Here is a 16,710-nt window from a genome sequence, read left to right on the forward strand (position 1 = left end):
AGAAACCTTTGCAAAGATAAATTTGCAAAAACTTTATTGCGCCTACACCCGTCCGCCCGGGCCCGGGCTGGCGTGCGCCTGAACGATGCGGGGCGCCTGCGGGTCCGCGTTGTCCACCACCCTCGTGGCGTGCATCCAAGGGCTGGCGTCAGCGAAGTACAGCCGCTGGCCCCCGACATACCGGCGCATGCCTGGATCGTCCGGGTTTTCCGGTGTGCCGTCGCGCAGGGCCATGCGGCGGGCCGTCTCGGTGAACGGCACGTCAAGGAATACTGAGTAATCCCACCGCCGGGCCAGTTCGCGGCGGTGCAGGAACATGCCCTCCACGATGCACACCGTGCCGGGGGCCGCATGCACCAGCGGCGCGTCCAGCCGGACGTCCCGGCCGTGGTCGGTCGCGGCAGCGCGGTAGACGCCGTCGCCCTGCAGGCCGAACGGAGCGAGGACGTGCCGTGCCAGGGACGGGTAGTCGTAGCTGTCCAGCCAAAACCCTTCCGGCGAGTGGCGCCCGCGGCGGTGTCGCACGGCCCGAAGGTTCAGAAAATCATCGGCGTGGATGAGGACCACGCGGCGTCCGAGCTTTTTCAGTGCGGCCGCATATGCCGTGGCGAAGGTCGTTTTCCCGCTGCCGTCCACACCGTCAACTGCCACCAGCATGTAGCCGGAGGCACAGGCAGGCGTTTCGGCGGCCAGCGCGTTGACCAGTTGGTCACGGATTCCCAAGGCCATGCGCCTCACCCAATTTTCGCCGCTCCACAAACCCCCGCAGCTGCGGGAGCGTCACGACTCCGGGACGAACTCACCGTGCCCGGCGGCGCGCAGGGCCCCGCGGATCTTCTCGGCGCTGGCGTCCATCACGACGGGGTCCGGGTGGTTGTCCACGGCCTTGAAGTCGAAGTTCTCCAGCCCGTAGGCCGGGAACACGTGCACGTGCAGGTGCTCCACCTCAAAGCCGGCGATGATGACCCCGGCCCGGGGCGCACCGAACGCCGAAACCTGCGCCTGCCCGATGGTCTGGGAAACGGCCATCAGCTTGCCAACCAGCGCTGGCGACGCGTCGGTCCACTTGTCGACCTCGAGGCGCGGAACCACCAGCACGTGCCCTTCGGTCAGCGGCCCTATGGTCATGAAGGACACGCAGGACTCGTCCTTCCAGACAAATCGGCCGGGAATCTCGCCATTGATGATCTTGGTAAACAGCGTGCTCAAGAAATGCTCCTAAAGGGTCGAGTTGTCCAGGACGAAGCGGTACTTGACGTCGCCGGCCACCATGCGGTCGTACGCCTGGTCCAGCTCGGCGGCGGTGACCAATTCGATGTCGGAGACAATGCCGTGTTCGGCGCAGAAGTCCAGCATTTCCTGGGTCTCGGCAATGCCGCCAATCAGGGATCCACCGTAGGCCAGGCGCCTGCGGATCAGCAGTCCGGGCTCCACGGGCGGCATTTCCGCCGGCGGCAGGCCCAGCTGGATGAGGGCGCCGTCCCGGGCCAGCGTGCGCAGGTACGGGTTGAGGTCGTGGACGGCGGCCACGGTGTCGATGACGACGTTCAAGGTGCCGTTGGCCCCTGCCATCTGCGCCGGGTCGGTGGAGACCACCACGGCATCGGCACCCAGCTCGAACGCGGCGGAGGCCTTGGCCGGGGAGGTGGTGAAGGCGGTGACGGTGGCGCCGAGCGCCTTGGCGATCTTGACGGCCATGTGGCCCAGCCCGCCGAGCCCCACCACGCCCACGGAATCGCCCTCCTGCACGTCCAGGTAGCGCAGCGGCGAGTAGGTGGTGATGCCCGCGCACAGCAGGGGGGCGACGCCGGCCGGGTCCAGTCCGGCGGGCACGTTCAGCACATAGTTCTCATCCACCACGATCGAGGAGGAGTAGCCGCCCTGCGTGAGGCCGCCCCCGTTGCGCCGGTCGGGCGCGCCGTAGGTGCCGGTGTTCCCGTTTTCGCAGTACTGTTCAAACCCCTCGAGGCAGGAGTCGCACTCCCGGCAGGAGTCGACCATGCAGCCCACGCCCACGGTGTCCCCCTCGGCAAAGGCGACCACGTCGGGGCCCACCCGGGTGACGGTGCCCACAATTTCGTGGCCCGGCACCAGCGGGTACGTCGGGGCGGCCCATTCGGAGCGGACGGTGTGGACGTCCGAGTGGCACAGCCCGCAGAACTGGATGGCGATCTCGACGTCGTGCGGCCCGGGTTCGCGGCGGTCGATGGCGCCCGGGGCCAGGCCGGAGGTGGCGGAGGCTGCGGCATAGGCTTTTGCTTGCGTCATGGTTCAACCCTATCGCCCCCCACGCCGGTCTCCACGGGGCGCTCGGGGCGGTTGGACCAGGCCGACCACGACCCCGGATACAGTGCTGCCGTGAACCCGGCAATCTCCAGCGCCGCAATTTCGTGGGCCGCCGTGACGCCGGAACCGCAGTACACGGCCACCTCGGAGCCGTCCCCGACGCCCAGCGCCGCAAAGCGCTCCCGCAGCTCCTCCGGCGGAAGGAACGTGCCGTCGGGCGCCAGGTTGCCCGTGGTCGGTGCGCTGACGGCGCCCGGAATGTGCCCTGCCCGCGGGTCGATCGGCTCGGCCACCCCCCGGTACCGCTCCCCCGCCCGGGCGTCCAGCAGGATGCCCGGCCAGTTCGCCGCGCCGTCCGTGTCCACGGCGGCCCTCGCCCCGTAATGTACGACGGCGTCGCCCGGCACCGCGTGTTCCTCGCCTTGGGCGAGCGGGAGGCGGGCGGCGCGCCAGGCCGCCAGTCCGCCGTCGAGCAGGCGGACATTGCCGACGCCCGCGTACCCCAGGAGCCACCAGGCGCGGGCGGCGGCGGCGGCTCCGGCGTCGTCGTAGGCCACCACGGTGTCCCCGGCGCGGATGCCCCACCGGCGCACCGCGTCCCGGAAGTCGGCCTCGGCGGGCAGGGGGTGGCGGCCGTCGCGCGGCACCCCGTGCCCGGCCAGCTCGGTCTCCATGTCCACGAAGAGGGCGCCGGGGATGTGCCCCTCCACGTAGTGCGCACGGCCGTGCGGGTCGCCCAGGGCCCAGCGCACGTCCAGCAGCACGGTCCGCCCGCCGGCGGCCAGGCGGTCCTGCAGTTCGGCAACGCTCAGCAACACGGTCATCGACGGCTCCTTCTTCCTTGCGGCCTTCCTCAAATCTATCCCCGGGCCCGGGGCAAACCACCGCCCGGCGGGAACGTTAAGCTGGCTTCATGACAACACGGCAGGCGGCACAGTGGTCCTGGACGCACCAGGCGATGCAAAAGGTCCAGGCGGAGAACAACCGCAGCGCGGACACCCACCTGTACAAGGTGGAGCTTCCCGGGCGCTGGGGCGTGGACCTGTACGTGAAGGACGAATCCTGCCACCGCACCGGCAGCCTCAAGCACCGCCTGGCCCGCTCGCTGTTCCTGTTTGCGCTCGTCAACGGCTGGATCCACGAGGGCACGACGGTGGTGGAGGCCAGCTCCGGGAGCACCGCCGTGTCCGAGGCGTACTTTGCGCAGCTGCTGGGCCTGGACTTCGTGGCCGTCATGACCCGCGGCACCAGTGCCGAAAAGATCGCCCTCATTGAAAGCTTTGGCGGGCGCTGCCACTTCGTGGACCAGGCCGGTGAAGTCTATTCGGCCGCGGCCGCCGTCGCGGCCGACTGCAACGGCCACTACATGGACCAGTTCACCTATGCCGAGCGGGCCACGGACTGGCGCGGCAACAACAACATTGCCGAGTCCATCTTCAGCCAGCTCGCGCACGAACGCCACCCCGAACCGTCCTGGGTGGTGGTGGGCGCCGGCACGGGGGGCACGTCCGCCACGATCGGCCGGTACATCCGCTACCACGGGCATGCGACGCAGCTGGCCGTGGTGGACCCGGAGGGGTCGGCGTTTTACCCGTCCTGGCAGTCCGGCGACGCCGGCGTGGTGACGGGGAAGTCCTCGCGCATCGAGGGGATCGGGCGCCCGCGCGTGGAACCGAGCTTCGTGCCCGGGGTCATCGACGCCATGGTCCAGGTGCCCGACGCCGCGTCGGTGGCCGCCATGCTTCACTTCACGGAACTGACGGGGCTCCATGCCGGCCCCTCCACCGGCACGAACCTGTGGGGCGTGTGGCAGCTGGTGTCCACGATGGCGGCGGCCGGGGAGCGGGGCAGCATCGTCACGCTCATGTGCGACGGCGGGGAACGGTACGCGGGCAGCTACAACAACCCCGCGTGGCTGGCCGGCAGGGGGCTGGACCCGGCACCGCACCTGGCGTCCCTGCGCGCGTTTTTCGACACCGGGGTGTGGGCCGGCTAAACCTCGACGGACTCGCCTGGCGCAAGGTGCCGGAAGTCGGTGCCGTGTTGGGCGCCAATCCGGGCAATGTGGGCCTCCGTGAAGCCCAGGCCCGCCTCGTTGAGCAGGGCGTCGTGGATCTGGAACGCCCTCGGCGCCCGCACGGACACCACAAAGTCCACCACCTCCGCCACCTTGGACCACGGCGCATGCACCGGAACCAGCAGCGTGTCCACCTGGACCCCGGGCGGGACGATCAGGGAGTCGCCGGGGTGGTAGACGGCGTCGTCCACCAGATAGCCCACATTGGCCACCACGGGGACTGCCGCGTGAATCAGGGCGTGCTGGCCACCGAAGCAGCGGATGGCGAAGCCCGCCGCGGTGAAGGCGTCCCCGGCAGCGGCGGCATGGACCTGTCCGGCGGCCCGCGGGGCGGCCGCCCGCAGCGCGTCCGCCACCACGGCGGGGGCGTGCACGGACAGGCCCGGGTTGGCGGCGAGCGCGGCCAGGACGGCATCCTGGTCGATGTGGTCGGCGTGCTCGTGGGTGATGAGGACTGCGTCCGCACCGGCCAGCGCCAGGTCCGTTTCCGAGAAGGTGCCCGGGTCCAGGACCAAGGCGCGGCCTTCGTTTTCGATCCGGACACAGGCGTGGGTGTATTTGGTCAGCAACATGGTGCCAGCCTATGCCCGCCCGCGCACCTCGCCAAGGGAACCCCGGGCGGCACGCCGCGGTGTGACGTTGCGCTGTGAGATAGGCTGGTTAATTGGATGAAAGCCACGTGAAAGCAGGTTGTCGACATGTCGGAAGTGCCGGTCAAGGAGCAGCGCGTCACCAAGCAGCGCCTGGCCATCAGCGCGGCCCTGGACGGCCTGGCGGACTTTGTCAGCACCCAGGAACTGCACCGCCTCCTGCACGAACGGGACGTCCGCGTCTCGCTGGCCACCACCTACCGGATCCTGGCCTCCATGGCCGACGACGGCCTGGTGGACACCCTGCGCAACGGCGAGGGCGAGGCCGTGTACCGTCGCTGCTCGGCCACCAGCCACCACCACCACCTGCTGTGCCGCAACTGCGGGAAGACCGTGGAGGTCGAGGCCCCGGCCGTGGAAAGCTGGGCGGCGGCTGTCGCCAAGGAAAACGGCTTCACACAGGTCCAGCACACCGTGGAAATCTACGGGCTGTGCCCGGAGTGCGCCGCCGCCTGAGAAGCCTCAGCCGCCGCGGCTGATGGGCGGGACAAAGTCGCCCAGCGGCTCGCGCACCCACCAGTCGCCGGTTGCGCGCCACTCCCGCCACGTGCTGTAGCGGTAGCGGAACACGCGGGCGCGCACCCAGTCCGGGCGCTGCCCGCCGAAGGGGTCGCGGCGCAACAGCCGCAGGGAGGCGCGGTCGGCGTCGAGCAGCTTGTTCAGGAACGGCACAAACCAGTTCAGCCCGGGCGAGCCCAGCGCCAGAAACCACATGAGCCAGTCGAGCCGCAGGTGGTAGGGCGCAAACTGCCGGGGCATCCGGCCCGGCTCCCCCGGCTTGCCCCGAAAGCCGTACTCCAGCCACGGCCCGGACCCGGGATCGCCGGTGGTCCCTTCCACCACCACCTCGTACCGCTCGCGCGTGATGGAGCCGAACGCACCGTAGGCATTGGCAAGCCGCCACCGGTTGAAGCTGCCGTTCATGACCTGGTTGCGTGAGAAGAGGTTTCGCAGCGGCCACCAGCTGAGCACCACCATCAGTGCCCCCATGGCCAGTACGACGACGGCGAACCAGCCTGGCGTTCCCGGTCCGCCTGGCGCTGCGCCCGGGACCGCGGCCGGCGTGGCGCCAGGAGCGGCCGGGATTGCCACGGCGGAGAACGCGGCCACGATGGTGACGGCGTTCAGCCACGCGAAGTTGCCGGAGAGCACCAGCCAGCACTGGGTGGCGATGATGACGGCGGCGGCCACGGTGGCCACGGGCTGCGGGGCAAACAGGAAGAACGGAACCACCAGCTGGGCGACGTGGTTGCCCAGCACCTCGACCTTGTGCAGCGGCTTGGGCAGGTGGTGGAACCACCAGCTCAGCGGGTTGGGCATGGGCTGGGTTTCATGGTGGTAGTACAAGGCTGTCAGGTCGCGCCAGACGGGGTCCCCGCGCATCTTGATCAGCCCGGCGCCAAACTCCAGCCGGAACACGAGCCAGCGAAAGGCAAACAAGGTGATGGCCGGCGTCGTGGTCTGGTCCGAGCCGAGGAAGGCGGCCAGAAAGCCGGCCTCCAGCAGCAGGATTTCCCAGCCGAAGCCGTAGAACACCTGGCCCACGTTGACGATGGACATGTACAGCAGCCACATCGACGCGAACACCAGCATTGGCACCCAGGCAGGCCCGCGCTGCGGCAGCCCCGCCACCACCGTGAGCCCCAGCGCGGCCCCGGTCCAGGCGACGGCACGCAGCAACCGGTCCGAGTACCGCCATCGGAACAGGGTGGGGCCGGGCGGGCGCGCCACGCGGGCCAGGTAACGCGGGACGGGAAGCAGGCCGTGCTCGCCCAGCAGCGCCGGGAACTGGAGGGCGCCGGAGACAAAGGCCAGGACGAAGATGGCCGCGATGCCGCGCTGGAGCACAAACCGCGCCACCCCGAAGTCCGCGGAGCCAAACCAGCCTGCAAACCAGTCCATGCACCAACGCTAGACCCTTGAACCGCGCGGCGCTAAGAGGCTGCGCGGCGCCAAGAAGTGGAGCAGCGGCAGCGGCTACGCGTGCGCCCGAAGCGAAGCGGCCCGCGCCGACCAGCCCCGGCGGCGCCGCCACGAGCCCGCCACCCGGCACACCAGGTAGATGGCGAACGACAGCGTGGTCACGTACGGGGAGATCGGGATCCGTCCGCCCAGCGCCAGCATGATCCCACCAACCGTGGAAAGGATGGCAAACGCGACGCTCAGCAGGACCACCATCCGGGGCGCCGCCGTCACCTGCAGGGCCGCGGCGGCCGGGGTGATGAGCAGGGCCAGCACCAGCAGGGCGCCCACCACCTGGATGGACAGCGCCACGGAGATGCCCAGCAGGAACATGAACGCCATGGACAGCGTCCGGACGGGGATGCCCCGGGCGGCCGCAATGTCCGGGTCCGCGCTGGCAAAGGTCAGGGGCCGCCAGATGAGCACCAGCCCCGCGATGACCACCAGGGCGGTCACGGCCAGGGCGGACAGCTGCGTGGAGTCCACCGAGACGATCTGGCCCGTCAGGAGGCCGAACTTGTTCGCGGCCCGTCCCTGGTACAGCGAGAGGAACAGGATGCCCAGGCCCAGCCCGAACGGCATGATGACGCCGATGACGGAGTTCTTCTCCCGTGCGCGCACGCCCATGGCGCCCAGCAGCAGCGCGGCCAGCACCGAACCGACCAGCGAGCCGAGGATGACGTCGGCGCCGACCAGCAGGGCGAACGCCGCGCCGGCAAAGGACAGCTCGGCGATGCCGTGGACGGCGAACGCGAGGTCGCGCATCATGACGAAGGTGCCGATCAGCCCGCCCACCAGGCCCAGGATGGCGCCGGCCAGCAGGGAGTCGCGGAACAGCGGCAGCAGTTCCGCGTAGTCCGTGAAGTTGAACACCGCGCCGGTGAAGTCCGTCCAGCTCACGCGGCCTCCCCCGCCGGCAGTACCTCCGGGTGGCCGTCCATGACGGCCTCCGGCATGCCCACCACCACAATCCGCCCGTTGCTGTGCAACACCTCAACGTGGGTGCCGTACAGCTTCGAGAGGACTTCGGTGGTCATGACCTCGCCGGGGGTGCCGATGGTGAAGCGGCCGCCGGCCAGGTACAGCACCCTGTCCACGTGCTCCAGGATCGGGTTGATCTCATGCGTGACGAAGACGACGGCGGTCCCGTTCGCCCTGGCCTGGTGCCCCACCAGCGCGCTGACCGCCTTTTGGTGGTTGAGGTCCAGTGAGAGCAGCGGCTCGTCGCACAGCAGGACCCGCGGGTTGGGCGCCAGCGCCTGGGCGATCCGCAGCCGCTGCTGTTCGCCGCCGGAGAGCAGTCCCACGGGGATCCGCGCGTACGGCGTGGCCCCGACCTGCTCAAGCAGTTCATCCACGCGGCGGCGGTACGCCCGCCCGCGCAGCCTGACGCCCCACTTGTGCCCGTCCACCCCGAGCCCCACCAGGTCCCTGGCGCGCAGGGGCATGTCCGGGGCAAAGTGCTTCTGCTGGGGGACGTAGCCGATGCCGCGGTGGCCGCGGCGGGCGGGTTCGCCGTCGACCGTCAGGGATCCGGCACTCAGGGGGGCCAGGCCGAGCAGGACCTTCAGGAAGCTGGTCTTGCCGCTGCCGTTGGCGCCGAGCACGGCCAGGAATTCGCCCGGGGTGATGTCAAGGTCCAAGCCGTCCCAGAGCACCCTGTTACCGTAGGCGAGCCGCGCGTCGCGCAGGGTGACGGCGGGCCTCCCGGCGGGGTCCTCAGCCGGCGGGGCGGGGACGTCCGGTCTCACTTGGCGGTGGCCGTGGACTGCTCCAGGGCCTTGGCGATGTTCGCGGTGTTGGCACCCATCCAGGTCAGGTAGCTGTCCCCGGCCGGCAGGGTCTCGGTGAAGTCCACCACGGGGACCCCGGCCGCCCGGGCCGCCTTCTTGACCTCCAGGGTCTGCGGACCCTCGGTTTGTTCGTTGTAGGCAAGCAGGCCCACGGTTCCGGAACTCATGAGTGCCACTGTATCGCGAAGCACCGTGGTGGGGACGTCGGAGCCGTTTTCAATGGCCGTGCTGAATGCGGCCGGGGTGGCATTGGCCAGCCCGGCCTCCTGGAGCAGGTACAGCGGCACCGGTTCGGTGATGGCCGCCGTGGCGCCGGCGTGCGCCGCCTTCAGGGCCGACAGCTTGCCCTCAAGGCCGTCCAGGCCCTTCTTGAAGGCCGCGGCGTTCACGGTGAACGTGGAGGCGCGGGCGGCGTCGAGCGCGGTGAAGCGCCGGGCCAGCTCGTCCGCCAGCTTGGACATGGCCGGCAGCGAGTACCAGACGTGCTCATTGAAGTCGGCGCCCTTGTCCAGGCCGGACAGGGCGCTGACGTTGACAACCTTGGCGGGGTCCAGGATGCCGCTGGCCAGCTGGCCGAAGAAGTCGTCGTAGCCGCCGCCGTTTTCAATGCCGACCGCGGCCTTGGAAACGGCCAGCTTGTCCTGTGCGGTGGCCTCATAGGAGTGCGGGTCGGCGTCGGGCCGGTCAATGATGGAGTGGACGTCCACGGCGTCCCCGCCCACGGCCCCGGCGATGCTGCCGTACACGTTGGTGGAGGCCACCACGGAGATTTTGCCACTGTCCGGCGGTGTGCCGGTGGAGGCGCCGGAACCGCCGGCGCAGGCGCCCAGCGCCACCGAGACGGCGACGGCAAGGCCAAATGTCAGGCTGGTTCGGCGCAGGCGCATGCAGGGGTCCTCCAGGGAATGCTAATGAGAATAGTTACCAATAACTCTTTCTCCAGCATAGCCTAATTGGGAACGGTTCGCATCAAGCCTTGCGCCGCCCCTGAACCTGCGTCTGCGTGGCGTCGCGAATTTCGCCCACCAGCTGCTCAATGACATCCTCAAGGAACAAGACGCCCACCGTCCGGCCGTCGGGGGATATCACGCGGGCCACATGGGAACCCGTGCGCTGCATGATCGCCAGCGCGTCCTCGATCTCCTCATCCACGGCCAGGTTGACCAGCGAGCGCACCCGCCCTTCCCCGATCGGCAGCTCGTACCGCGACACCGGGATGGGCAGGACGTCCTTCAAGTGCAGGTACCCGAGGAGCGTGCCGGCGTCGTCGGCAAAGACAAAGCGTGAGTAGCCGGTCTTGCCGACCATGTGCTCAAAGTCCACCGGGGTGGCCGTCGGCGGCAGTGTCACCACCTGCCCCAGCGGCACCATGATGTCCCCGGCCGTTTGGGTGGAGAACTCCAGCGCGCCGTTGATCAGCCCGGTCTGGTCGTCCACCAGGCCGCTGCGGGTGGACTCGGCGACGATGGACTGCACCTGCTCGAGGGTGAAGGAGGAGGCGACCTCGTCCTGGGGCTCAATCCTGAACAGGCGCACAATGTGGTTGGCGCTCCAGTTCAGGGCCACGATCACGGGGCGCACGCCCTTGCCGATGAACACCAGCGGCGGGGCCAGCAGCAGCGCCGCCTTGTCCGCGGCGGACACGCTCATGTTCTTGGGCACCATCTCGCCAAAGGTCACATGCAGGAACGTCACCAGCAGCAGCGCCACCACGAACGCCACGGGCGCGGAGATGCTTTCCGCAATGCCGAGCGCATGCAGCGGGACGGACAGCAGGTGGTGGATGGATGGCTCCGCCACGTTGAGGATCAGCAGCGAGCACACGGTGATGCCCAGCTGCGCGCAGGCCAGCATGAGCGAGACGCTTTCCATGGCGCCCAGAGTGACCTTGGCCCGCTTCGAGCCGGCCTCGGCGAGCGGCTCAATCTGGCTGCGCCGCGCGGACATGATGGCGAATTCGGCCGCGACGAAGAAGGCGTTGCCGAGCAGCAGCACCACCAGCCAGGCAATTCCTGACCATGCGCTCATTTGCCGCCACCCCCGGACGGTTCCCCGCGGGGCACGGCGCCGGGTTCCCCCGTCGCGGGGGCGGGCGCCGGAACGAACGCGATCCTGTCAATGCGGTGGCGTTCAAGGCGGTCGACCACCAGCATGCCGCCCTCGACGGGGACGGTGTCGCCGACGACGGCGATGCGGCCGAGTTCGGCCATCATGAAGCCGCCCACCGTTTCATAGCCGGCCTCGTCGGGCACGTTGAGGGGGCCGATGCGCTCTGAAACCTCGTCGGGGCGCATGAGGCCGGGGAAGAACCAGCTGCCGTCGGCGCTTTGCAGGATGCCGGGCTTGGTGCGGTCGTGTTCGTCGGAAACCTCCCCGACGATTTCCTCCACCAGGTCCTCCAAGGTGGTGACGCCGGCGGTGCCGCCGTATTCGTCCTGTACCACCGCCATTTGCAGGTTGCCTTCGCGCAGCTCCAGGATCAGGGCGTCCAGATGGACGGTTTCGGGCACGCGCAGGACCTCGGTCATGATGGCTCCGGCCTCGATGTCGCGGCGCTTGCGGAACGGGATGGAAACGGCCTTCTTCAGGTGTACCACTCCCAGAATGTTGTCCGGGGAGTCGCCGATGACGGGGAAGCGGGAAAAGCCCGTGCGCCGGGCGGCGTCGATGATGTCCGCCACTGACCGCTCGGATTCAATGGTCTCCACGCGCATCCGCGGCGTCATGACGTCGGCGGCCGTGCGCCCGCCAAAGCTGAGCGTGCGGGCCACAAAGCGCGCCGTGCCCTCGTCCAGCGTGCCCATGGCGGCCGAGCGGCGGACCAGGGACGCCAGTTCTGCCGGCGACCGCGCGCCGGAGATTTCCTCCTTGGCCTCCATGCCGAAAAGGTGCAGGACCTTGTTGGCCACGCCGTTCAGGAGCAGGATGGCCGGCTTGAAGATGGCGGTGAACACGAGCTGGGGCCGTGCCACGGCCCTGCCAATCTCGAAGGACTTGGCGATCGCCATGTTTTTCGGCACCAGTTCGCCTATGAGCATGGACAGCAGCGTGGCGATGGCCATGGCCACTGTGAGGGCCGCGGGGGCCGCCGCAGCCTCGGGCACGCCCAAGGCGGCCAGCGGCACGTTCAGCAGCGCGCCGAGCGAGGGCTCCATGAGAAAGCCTGTCAGCAGCGTGGTCAGGGTGATGCCGAGCTGGCAGCTGGAGAGCTGCGTGGAGAGGGATCTGAGGCAGCGCAGAAGCGGTTCGGCCGCCTTGTCGCCGGTGTCGACGGCCCGCTGCACGGTGGCCTGGTCGAGCGCCACGAGGGAAAATTCCACGGCCACAAAGAATCCGGTGCCGAGGATGAGCAGCAGGCCTGCGGCCAGGAGGAGCCACTCCATTAAAGGTCCCCCGTTTCAGCGCGTGCGCTGCGGGGGTTGGCCGCCGGCGGAGGGTGGTCGGCGCTGGGGCCGGCCGGCGTGGGCGTGGGGGTATGGTGGGCTCTTGTGCGGGGTTTGCCGGCTTGTGCAACGTTCGCGGAGGGGCGTCGGGGGACGCCCTGCGAACCGTTGTGCCGGCCCCTAGATTTACTTTCCATAGGGTTTTCAGTGTACATGAGCACCCATGCCGCGGGCCGGGGCCGCCGCGGGCAGCGGCGCCCAGGAACGGTCAGCTTCCGGGCAGCACCGTGTGGCCGCCGAGGCCGTGGAACAGGCGGCGGTGGTAGACCATGGGCTCCCCCGGCGCGGCGGGGGCAATGACCTCGACCACCGAGGCGGCCACCAGCAGGGATCCGCCCGCGGGGGTCCGGCTGAGGACCCGGCAGCGGAGTGCGTAGCCGGCGTGCCGGAGCAGCGGCTCGCCGGTTTCCAGCGGCGTCCAGGCCATGGAACGGGTGAAGCGCTTGCTGACGGGGCTCGCGAAGATCCTTGCCAGCTCGAGGTCGTCGGCCGTGAGCAGGTGGATCACCAGGAATTCGGCTGCGGCAATCGCTGCGGCCGAGCCGGACATGGAGGCGAGCGAGAAGGCCAGGATGGGCGGCTCCGCGGACACGGAAGCCACGGACGACGCCGTGATTCCCACCGGCCCGGTGGGTGAGGCCGCCGTGATGACCGAGACACCCGCCGGATGGCCGCCAAAGGCGGCCTTGAAGGAGGTCGCGTCGGCCAGGCCCCCCGCGGCAGCTGCCGCCCCCGGACGGCCTTCCTCCGAATGGCCCGCAGCGTCCGCGGCCATCATGGTGTCCGGCTGGGCCGTCATGTCGTCTTCCTCTCGCAACGCGTCCGCCCACGCGGCGGGACCACAGTCTACCTTAGAACCTCAACCTTGGTTGAGGTCAAGTTCCTGAGGTCACATTCCCTCGGGGGTCCACCCCGGGCCGCGCCGCAGTGATGCCGCCGCCAGGGCACCTGCAAAATGGCGGCCTCCGCGACAATGGTGCAAACCCGCGATCGCACCGGCATGAATCCGGCAAGAAGACGCACCGTCAGAGCGGCTTGGCCCCGTCGCCGGCGAAACGGCCCGCCCCGGCGGGCAGGACGGGCGGGCGCGGCGCGCCGGCCGGCCCGTCAAAGGCGCGGGCACCAGGCCCCCGTCCGGCAACCTCGTCGTCCGGGTTGACGAACCCGCATTCGGCCAGCGACAGGCAGCCGCAGCCGATGCACCCGCCCAGGCTGCCCCGCAGTTTTTCCAGGGCGGCAATGCGCGTGTCCAGCTCGCCGCGCCAGTGCTCGGACATGCGCTGCCAGTCGTCGTGCGTGGGCACGGCGTCGCCCGGCAGCTCGGCAAAGGATTCGGCCACCACGGACAGCGGGATGCCCGCGCGCTGGGCTGCCCGGATGACGGCCACCCGGCGCAGCACGGCCCGGGAAAAGCGGCGCTGGTTGCCGGCCGTGCGCCCGCTGGTGATCAGCCCGCTCCGCTCGTAAAAGTGCAGGGCCGAAACACTGGCGCCGCTGCGTTCGGCGACCTGGCCCACGCTCAGCTGTTCGGAGGAGCGCACCCCGGCGTCGGCGTCGTTCATGGAAGGAAGGCTACTGCCCGGCCACGCGCTTGATTCCGGCCACGGCCTCTGCCAGGAGGTCGTTGATGCCGGCGGAAATGTCAATCACCACGGAACGCTCGTCGGCACCCAGGGGTTCCAGGGTGGCGAGCTGGGATTCCAGGAGCGCGGGCGGCATGAAGTGCCCGGAGCGCCCCTCCAGCCGCGAGCTCAACACCCCCAGGGAGCCGTGCAGGTGCAGGAAGATGGTGTCCGGGGCCTTGCCGCGGATGACGTCGCGGTAGCTGCGCTTGAGCGCCGAACAGGCAATGACCATTCCCGAGGCGGTGGTGTCCGCGAGCTCGTTTCCGACGATTTCCAGCCATGGCCAGCGGTCCTCGTCGCTGAGCGGGGTGCCGGCGGCCATCTTGTGGATGTTCGCCATGGGGTGCAGGGAGTCGCCGTCCAGGAACGGGATGTCCATGGCGTCGGCCACCAGCGCCCCGATCGTGCTCTTGCCGGAACCCGAGACCCCCATGACGATGACGCGGGTGGCGGCGCGGGGGGCGGCCTGGCCTTCAGTGTGCTGCTGGGGCATGTCCATACTCTCTTGTATACCAAAGCCCGGCGCCGGCACCCGCATTGTGCCGCGGGGGCCGGGCTTGGCCGTCCTGTGTGACGTCAGAGCCGGGTGTCGAAGGAATCGCAGAACACGTTCTCGTTGAAGGTGCCCTGAAATGCGGAAAGGCCCTGGATTTTCTGCACCGTGGCCCGGATCGCTTCCCGCGTTCCGGCATGGGCGTGGATGGCCGTCTTGACCATGGGCACGTCGATGAGGTGGTTGGGCTGGTTGAGCGAGACAAAGACCGTGGGCACCTCGGTGGTGTACCACGGGATTTCCGCGGCCATCGGGGTGGACCACTTGATCCGGATGGCTGCCTCCTGGGCGAAGCCCTTCACGTTCGCGAAGACAAAGGCGGCGTCGTACTTGTCCGCGTAGTCCGCGGTGCCCTCTTCGGAGATGACTGTCATGAAGTTCACGCCTTCCTCCCCTGCGGCCTTGCGCTGGTCGGCGGTCTTGAAGGTGTGCACCTCAAAGCCGGCCCGCTCCAGTTCCTCGGCCACGACGTCCACGTACCCCAGGGGGTCGGCCATCGTGAAGTCGGCGCCGCCGGAAATGCCGTACAGGCGGATCCTTTTGTGCGTCGCCGGGGTGATGGGCAGGTTGCCCTGGGTGTCCTTGACCAGCGTGACGGTCTTGTCCGCGATTTCCGCCGCGATGGCGCGGTGTACGGCGGAGCCGATGGCTGCCAGCGCCTCCACCGGCGGGACCAGCGAATCCCGCTCCCTGACGTGCAGGCCCAGGGACGCCTTCAACGCCAGGATCCGGCGCAGCGCGTCCGTCAAACGTGCATCGGTGATGACACCGCTGCGGTAGCCCTCCAGCATGAAGCCGAAGTCCTCCGCGGGGTTGCGGAAGAACAGGAACATGTCGCAGCCGGCGGCAATGGCGGCGGGCACCAGGTCCCGGCGCTTCATGGCCTGGGTCATGCCAACCATTTGCGTCGCGTCGGTCAGGACCAGGCCGTTGAAGCCGAGCTCGCCGCGCAGCAGGTTCCCGAGGAGTTCCGGGGCCAGCGTGGCGGGCAGCAGTTCGCCGTCGGCCGTGTCCGGGCGGAAGTGCCGGGTCAGTGCCGGGGCGCCGATGTGGCCCGCCATGATCGACTGCACGCCGTGGCCGATCATCTCGCGGTACACGTGGCCGTACGTCCTGTTCCACTCGTCCCAGCCGAGCGTGTTCCAGGAGGTGACCACGTGCTGGTCGCGCTCGTCGATGCCGTCGCCGGGGAAATGCTTCATGGCGCACGCTGTCGGGGATTCGCTGATGCCGTCGAAGTACTCCTTGGCCCGCTCCACCACAACCTCCGGCGTGTTGCCAAAGGAGCGCGTGGAGATGACGGTGTTGCGCCAGTTGTAGTGGATGTCCACAATCGGCGCGAAGGCCCAGTTGCAGCCCAGCGCGGCGGTTTCCACCCCGGCCACCTGGCCCATTTTGCGCGCAATGGACTTGTCCGGGTGGGAGCCGGCCTGCAGGTGGGTGGAGACGAACGTGCCGTCGTCGCAGCTGCCGGCCCCGCCCATTTCCGGATTGGAGGCGACCAGCAGCGGGATCTTCGTTTTGGCCTGGGCGTGGCGGATGTGCGCCTGCACTGCCGCCGACGGGCCCGGGCGGTAGCGCATGCCTCCGACGTGGAAGTTCTCCAGGACGCCGTCCAGGTACTCCGGGGTGTAGCTGTTGTTGTGGTTGATGAACAGCTGGCCGATCTTCTCTTCCAGCGTCATCGACCCGATGGTTGACTCCACCCATGCCACGCCCGCGTCGTCCAGGTTGAACGGGGCGGCCCGCATGTCCACTTCGTAAGGCACTGTTTCTCCTGATGCTTGGTCTGGTTTCGTCTGCCGGTCAGGCTGCGTGGCCCGGGGCGCTGCCCCGGAGCCGGACGACGGCGTCGCCCACCAGGGCGTCCACGGGCGCCGAAATGTCCATGACCACGGCGGGCTCGTCCGCGCCGAGCGGTTCGAGGGTGGCCAGCTGGGATTCGAGCAGCGCCGCCGGCATGAAGTGGCCGGAGCGTCCCTCGTGCCGGGAGTCCAATATCTCGCGGCTCCCGTCCAGGTGCAGGAACACGGCGTCAGGGGCCTGGGCCCGGATGGCGTCGCGGTAGGAACGCTTCAGGGCGGAACAGGCCACCACCAGTCCATTCACAGACCCGGCCAACTCGCGTCCCACCGTGTCAAGCCAGGGTCCGCGGTCGGCGTCGTCCAGAGGCGTTCCGGCGGCCATCTTGGCGATGTTTTCCACCGGGTGCAGGGAGTCCCCGTCCGTGAACGGCAGGCCGAGCTCGTGCGCCACGAGGGCGCCGATCGTTGTCTTGCCGCAGCCGGAGACCCCCATCACCACGATGTTGCGTGCGGGAT

At 69.2% G+C, this 16,710-nt stretch carries 16 protein-coding genes and 1 pseudogene; 2 read left to right on the top strand and 15 right to left on the bottom strand.

The window, feature by feature from the left end; genetic code table 11:
• Positions 1-42: 42 nt before the first annotated feature.
• Genes G6034_RS03980 through G6034_RS03995 form a run of 4 tightly spaced genes read right to left on the bottom strand, consistent with a single transcriptional unit; the run spans position 43 to position 3,110 of the window.
• Positions 43-729, bottom strand: a complete 687-nt coding sequence (locus tag G6034_RS03980; RefSeq protein ID WP_176633802.1) for a nucleoside/nucleotide kinase family protein — start codon at positions 727-729, stop codon at positions 43-45.
• A 51-nt stretch (positions 730-780) separates the two neighbouring features.
• The gene (locus tag G6034_RS03985; protein WP_176633803.1) at positions 781-1,209 is read right to left on the bottom strand and encodes an HIT family protein; all 429 of its coding nucleotides are present in this window, start codon (positions 1,207-1,209) and stop codon (positions 781-783) included.
• 9 nt (positions 1,210-1,218) lie between these two features.
• Positions 1,219-2,268, bottom strand: coding sequence for an NAD(P)-dependent alcohol dehydrogenase (locus G6034_RS03990; RefSeq protein WP_176633804.1), 1,050 nt, complete (start codon positions 2,266-2,268; stop codon positions 1,219-1,221).
• The gene (locus G6034_RS03995; RefSeq protein ID WP_176633805.1) at positions 2,265-3,110 is read right to left on the bottom strand and encodes a sulfurtransferase; all 846 of its coding nucleotides are present in this window, start codon (positions 3,108-3,110) and stop codon (positions 2,265-2,267) included. Before G6034_RS03995 ends, G6034_RS03990 begins: the two co-directional genes overlap by 4 nt.
• A gap of 89 nt (positions 3,111-3,199) precedes the next feature.
• Between G6034_RS03995 and G6034_RS04000 the strand changes: the two genes are divergently transcribed.
• Positions 3,200-4,282, top strand: coding sequence for a PLP-dependent cysteine synthase family protein (locus tag G6034_RS04000; RefSeq protein ID WP_176633806.1), 1,083 nt, complete (start codon positions 3,200-3,202; stop codon positions 4,280-4,282).
• On the opposite strand, the gene G6034_RS04005 is transcribed toward G6034_RS04000, so the two are convergent.
• Complete coding sequence (locus G6034_RS04005; protein WP_176633807.1) at positions 4,279-4,935, bottom strand: MBL fold metallo-hydrolase; 657 nt, start codon at positions 4,933-4,935, stop codon at positions 4,279-4,281. The genes G6034_RS04000 and G6034_RS04005 overlap by 4 nt on opposite strands.
• Positions 4,936-5,061: 126 nt before the next feature.
• Between G6034_RS04005 and G6034_RS04010 the strand changes: the two genes are divergently transcribed.
• A complete protein-coding gene (locus G6034_RS04010; protein WP_176633808.1) occupies positions 5,062-5,469 on the top strand; it encodes a Fur family transcriptional regulator in 408 nt (135 codons plus the stop codon).
• Positions 5,470-5,475: 6 nt separating this feature from the next.
• On the opposite strand, the gene G6034_RS04015 is transcribed toward G6034_RS04010, so the two are convergent.
• From G6034_RS04015 to G6034_RS04060, 10 genes and pseudogenes are all read right to left on the bottom strand, one after another.
• Positions 5,476-6,915, bottom strand: a complete 1,440-nt coding sequence (locus tag G6034_RS04015; protein ID WP_176633809.1) for a lipase maturation factor family protein — start codon at positions 6,913-6,915, stop codon at positions 5,476-5,478.
• A 75-nt stretch (positions 6,916-6,990) separates the two neighbouring features.
• Positions 6,991-7,875, bottom strand: coding sequence for a metal ABC transporter permease (locus G6034_RS04020; RefSeq protein WP_176633810.1), 885 nt, complete (start codon positions 7,873-7,875; stop codon positions 6,991-6,993).
• Entirely contained in the window at positions 7,872-8,726 is an 855-nt protein-coding gene (locus G6034_RS04025) for an ATP-binding cassette domain-containing protein (protein WP_176633811.1), read from the bottom strand. Before G6034_RS04025 ends, G6034_RS04020 begins: the two co-directional genes overlap by 4 nt.
• Positions 8,723-9,655 (bottom strand): metal ABC transporter solute-binding protein, Zn/Mn family, encoded by a 933-nt coding sequence (locus G6034_RS04030; RefSeq protein WP_176633812.1) that lies wholly within the window; start codon positions 9,653-9,655, stop codon positions 8,723-8,725. The genes G6034_RS04025 and G6034_RS04030 overlap by 4 nt, the downstream gene beginning before the upstream one ends.
• Positions 9,656-9,737: 82 nt before the next feature.
• On the bottom strand, positions 9,738-10,796 hold the full coding sequence (locus G6034_RS04035) for a hemolysin family protein (protein WP_176633813.1): 1,059 nt from the start codon (positions 10,794-10,796) through the stop codon (positions 9,738-9,740).
• The gene (locus G6034_RS04040; protein ID WP_176633814.1) at positions 10,793-12,151 is read right to left on the bottom strand and encodes a hemolysin family protein; all 1,359 of its coding nucleotides are present in this window, start codon (positions 12,149-12,151) and stop codon (positions 10,793-10,795) included. The genes G6034_RS04035 and G6034_RS04040 overlap by 4 nt, the downstream gene beginning before the upstream one ends.
• A gap of 268 nt (positions 12,152-12,419) precedes the next feature.
• Complete coding sequence (locus G6034_RS04045; RefSeq protein WP_246295269.1) at positions 12,420-13,010, bottom strand: flavin reductase family protein; 591 nt, start codon at positions 13,008-13,010, stop codon at positions 12,420-12,422.
• Positions 13,011-13,236: 226 nt separating this feature from the next.
• Positions 13,237-13,773, bottom strand: a complete 537-nt coding sequence (gene soxR, locus G6034_RS04050) for a redox-sensitive transcriptional activator SoxR (RefSeq protein ID WP_176633815.1) — start codon at positions 13,771-13,773, stop codon at positions 13,237-13,239.
• Between the two features lie 10 nt (positions 13,774-13,783).
• Positions 13,784-14,329, bottom strand: coding sequence for a gluconokinase (locus tag G6034_RS04055; protein WP_176633816.1), 546 nt, complete (start codon positions 14,327-14,329; stop codon positions 13,784-13,786).
• Positions 14,330-14,412: 83 nt separating this feature from the next.
• Positions 14,413-16,687, bottom strand: a pseudogene (locus G6034_RS04060) (gluconokinase, GntK/IdnK-type).
• Between the last annotated feature and the right edge of the window lie 23 nt (positions 16,688-16,710).

The organism is Arthrobacter wenxiniae (assembly GCF_013376105.1).
Classification (GTDB): Bacteria; Actinomycetota; Actinomycetes; order Actinomycetales; family Micrococcaceae; genus Specibacter; species Specibacter wenxiniae.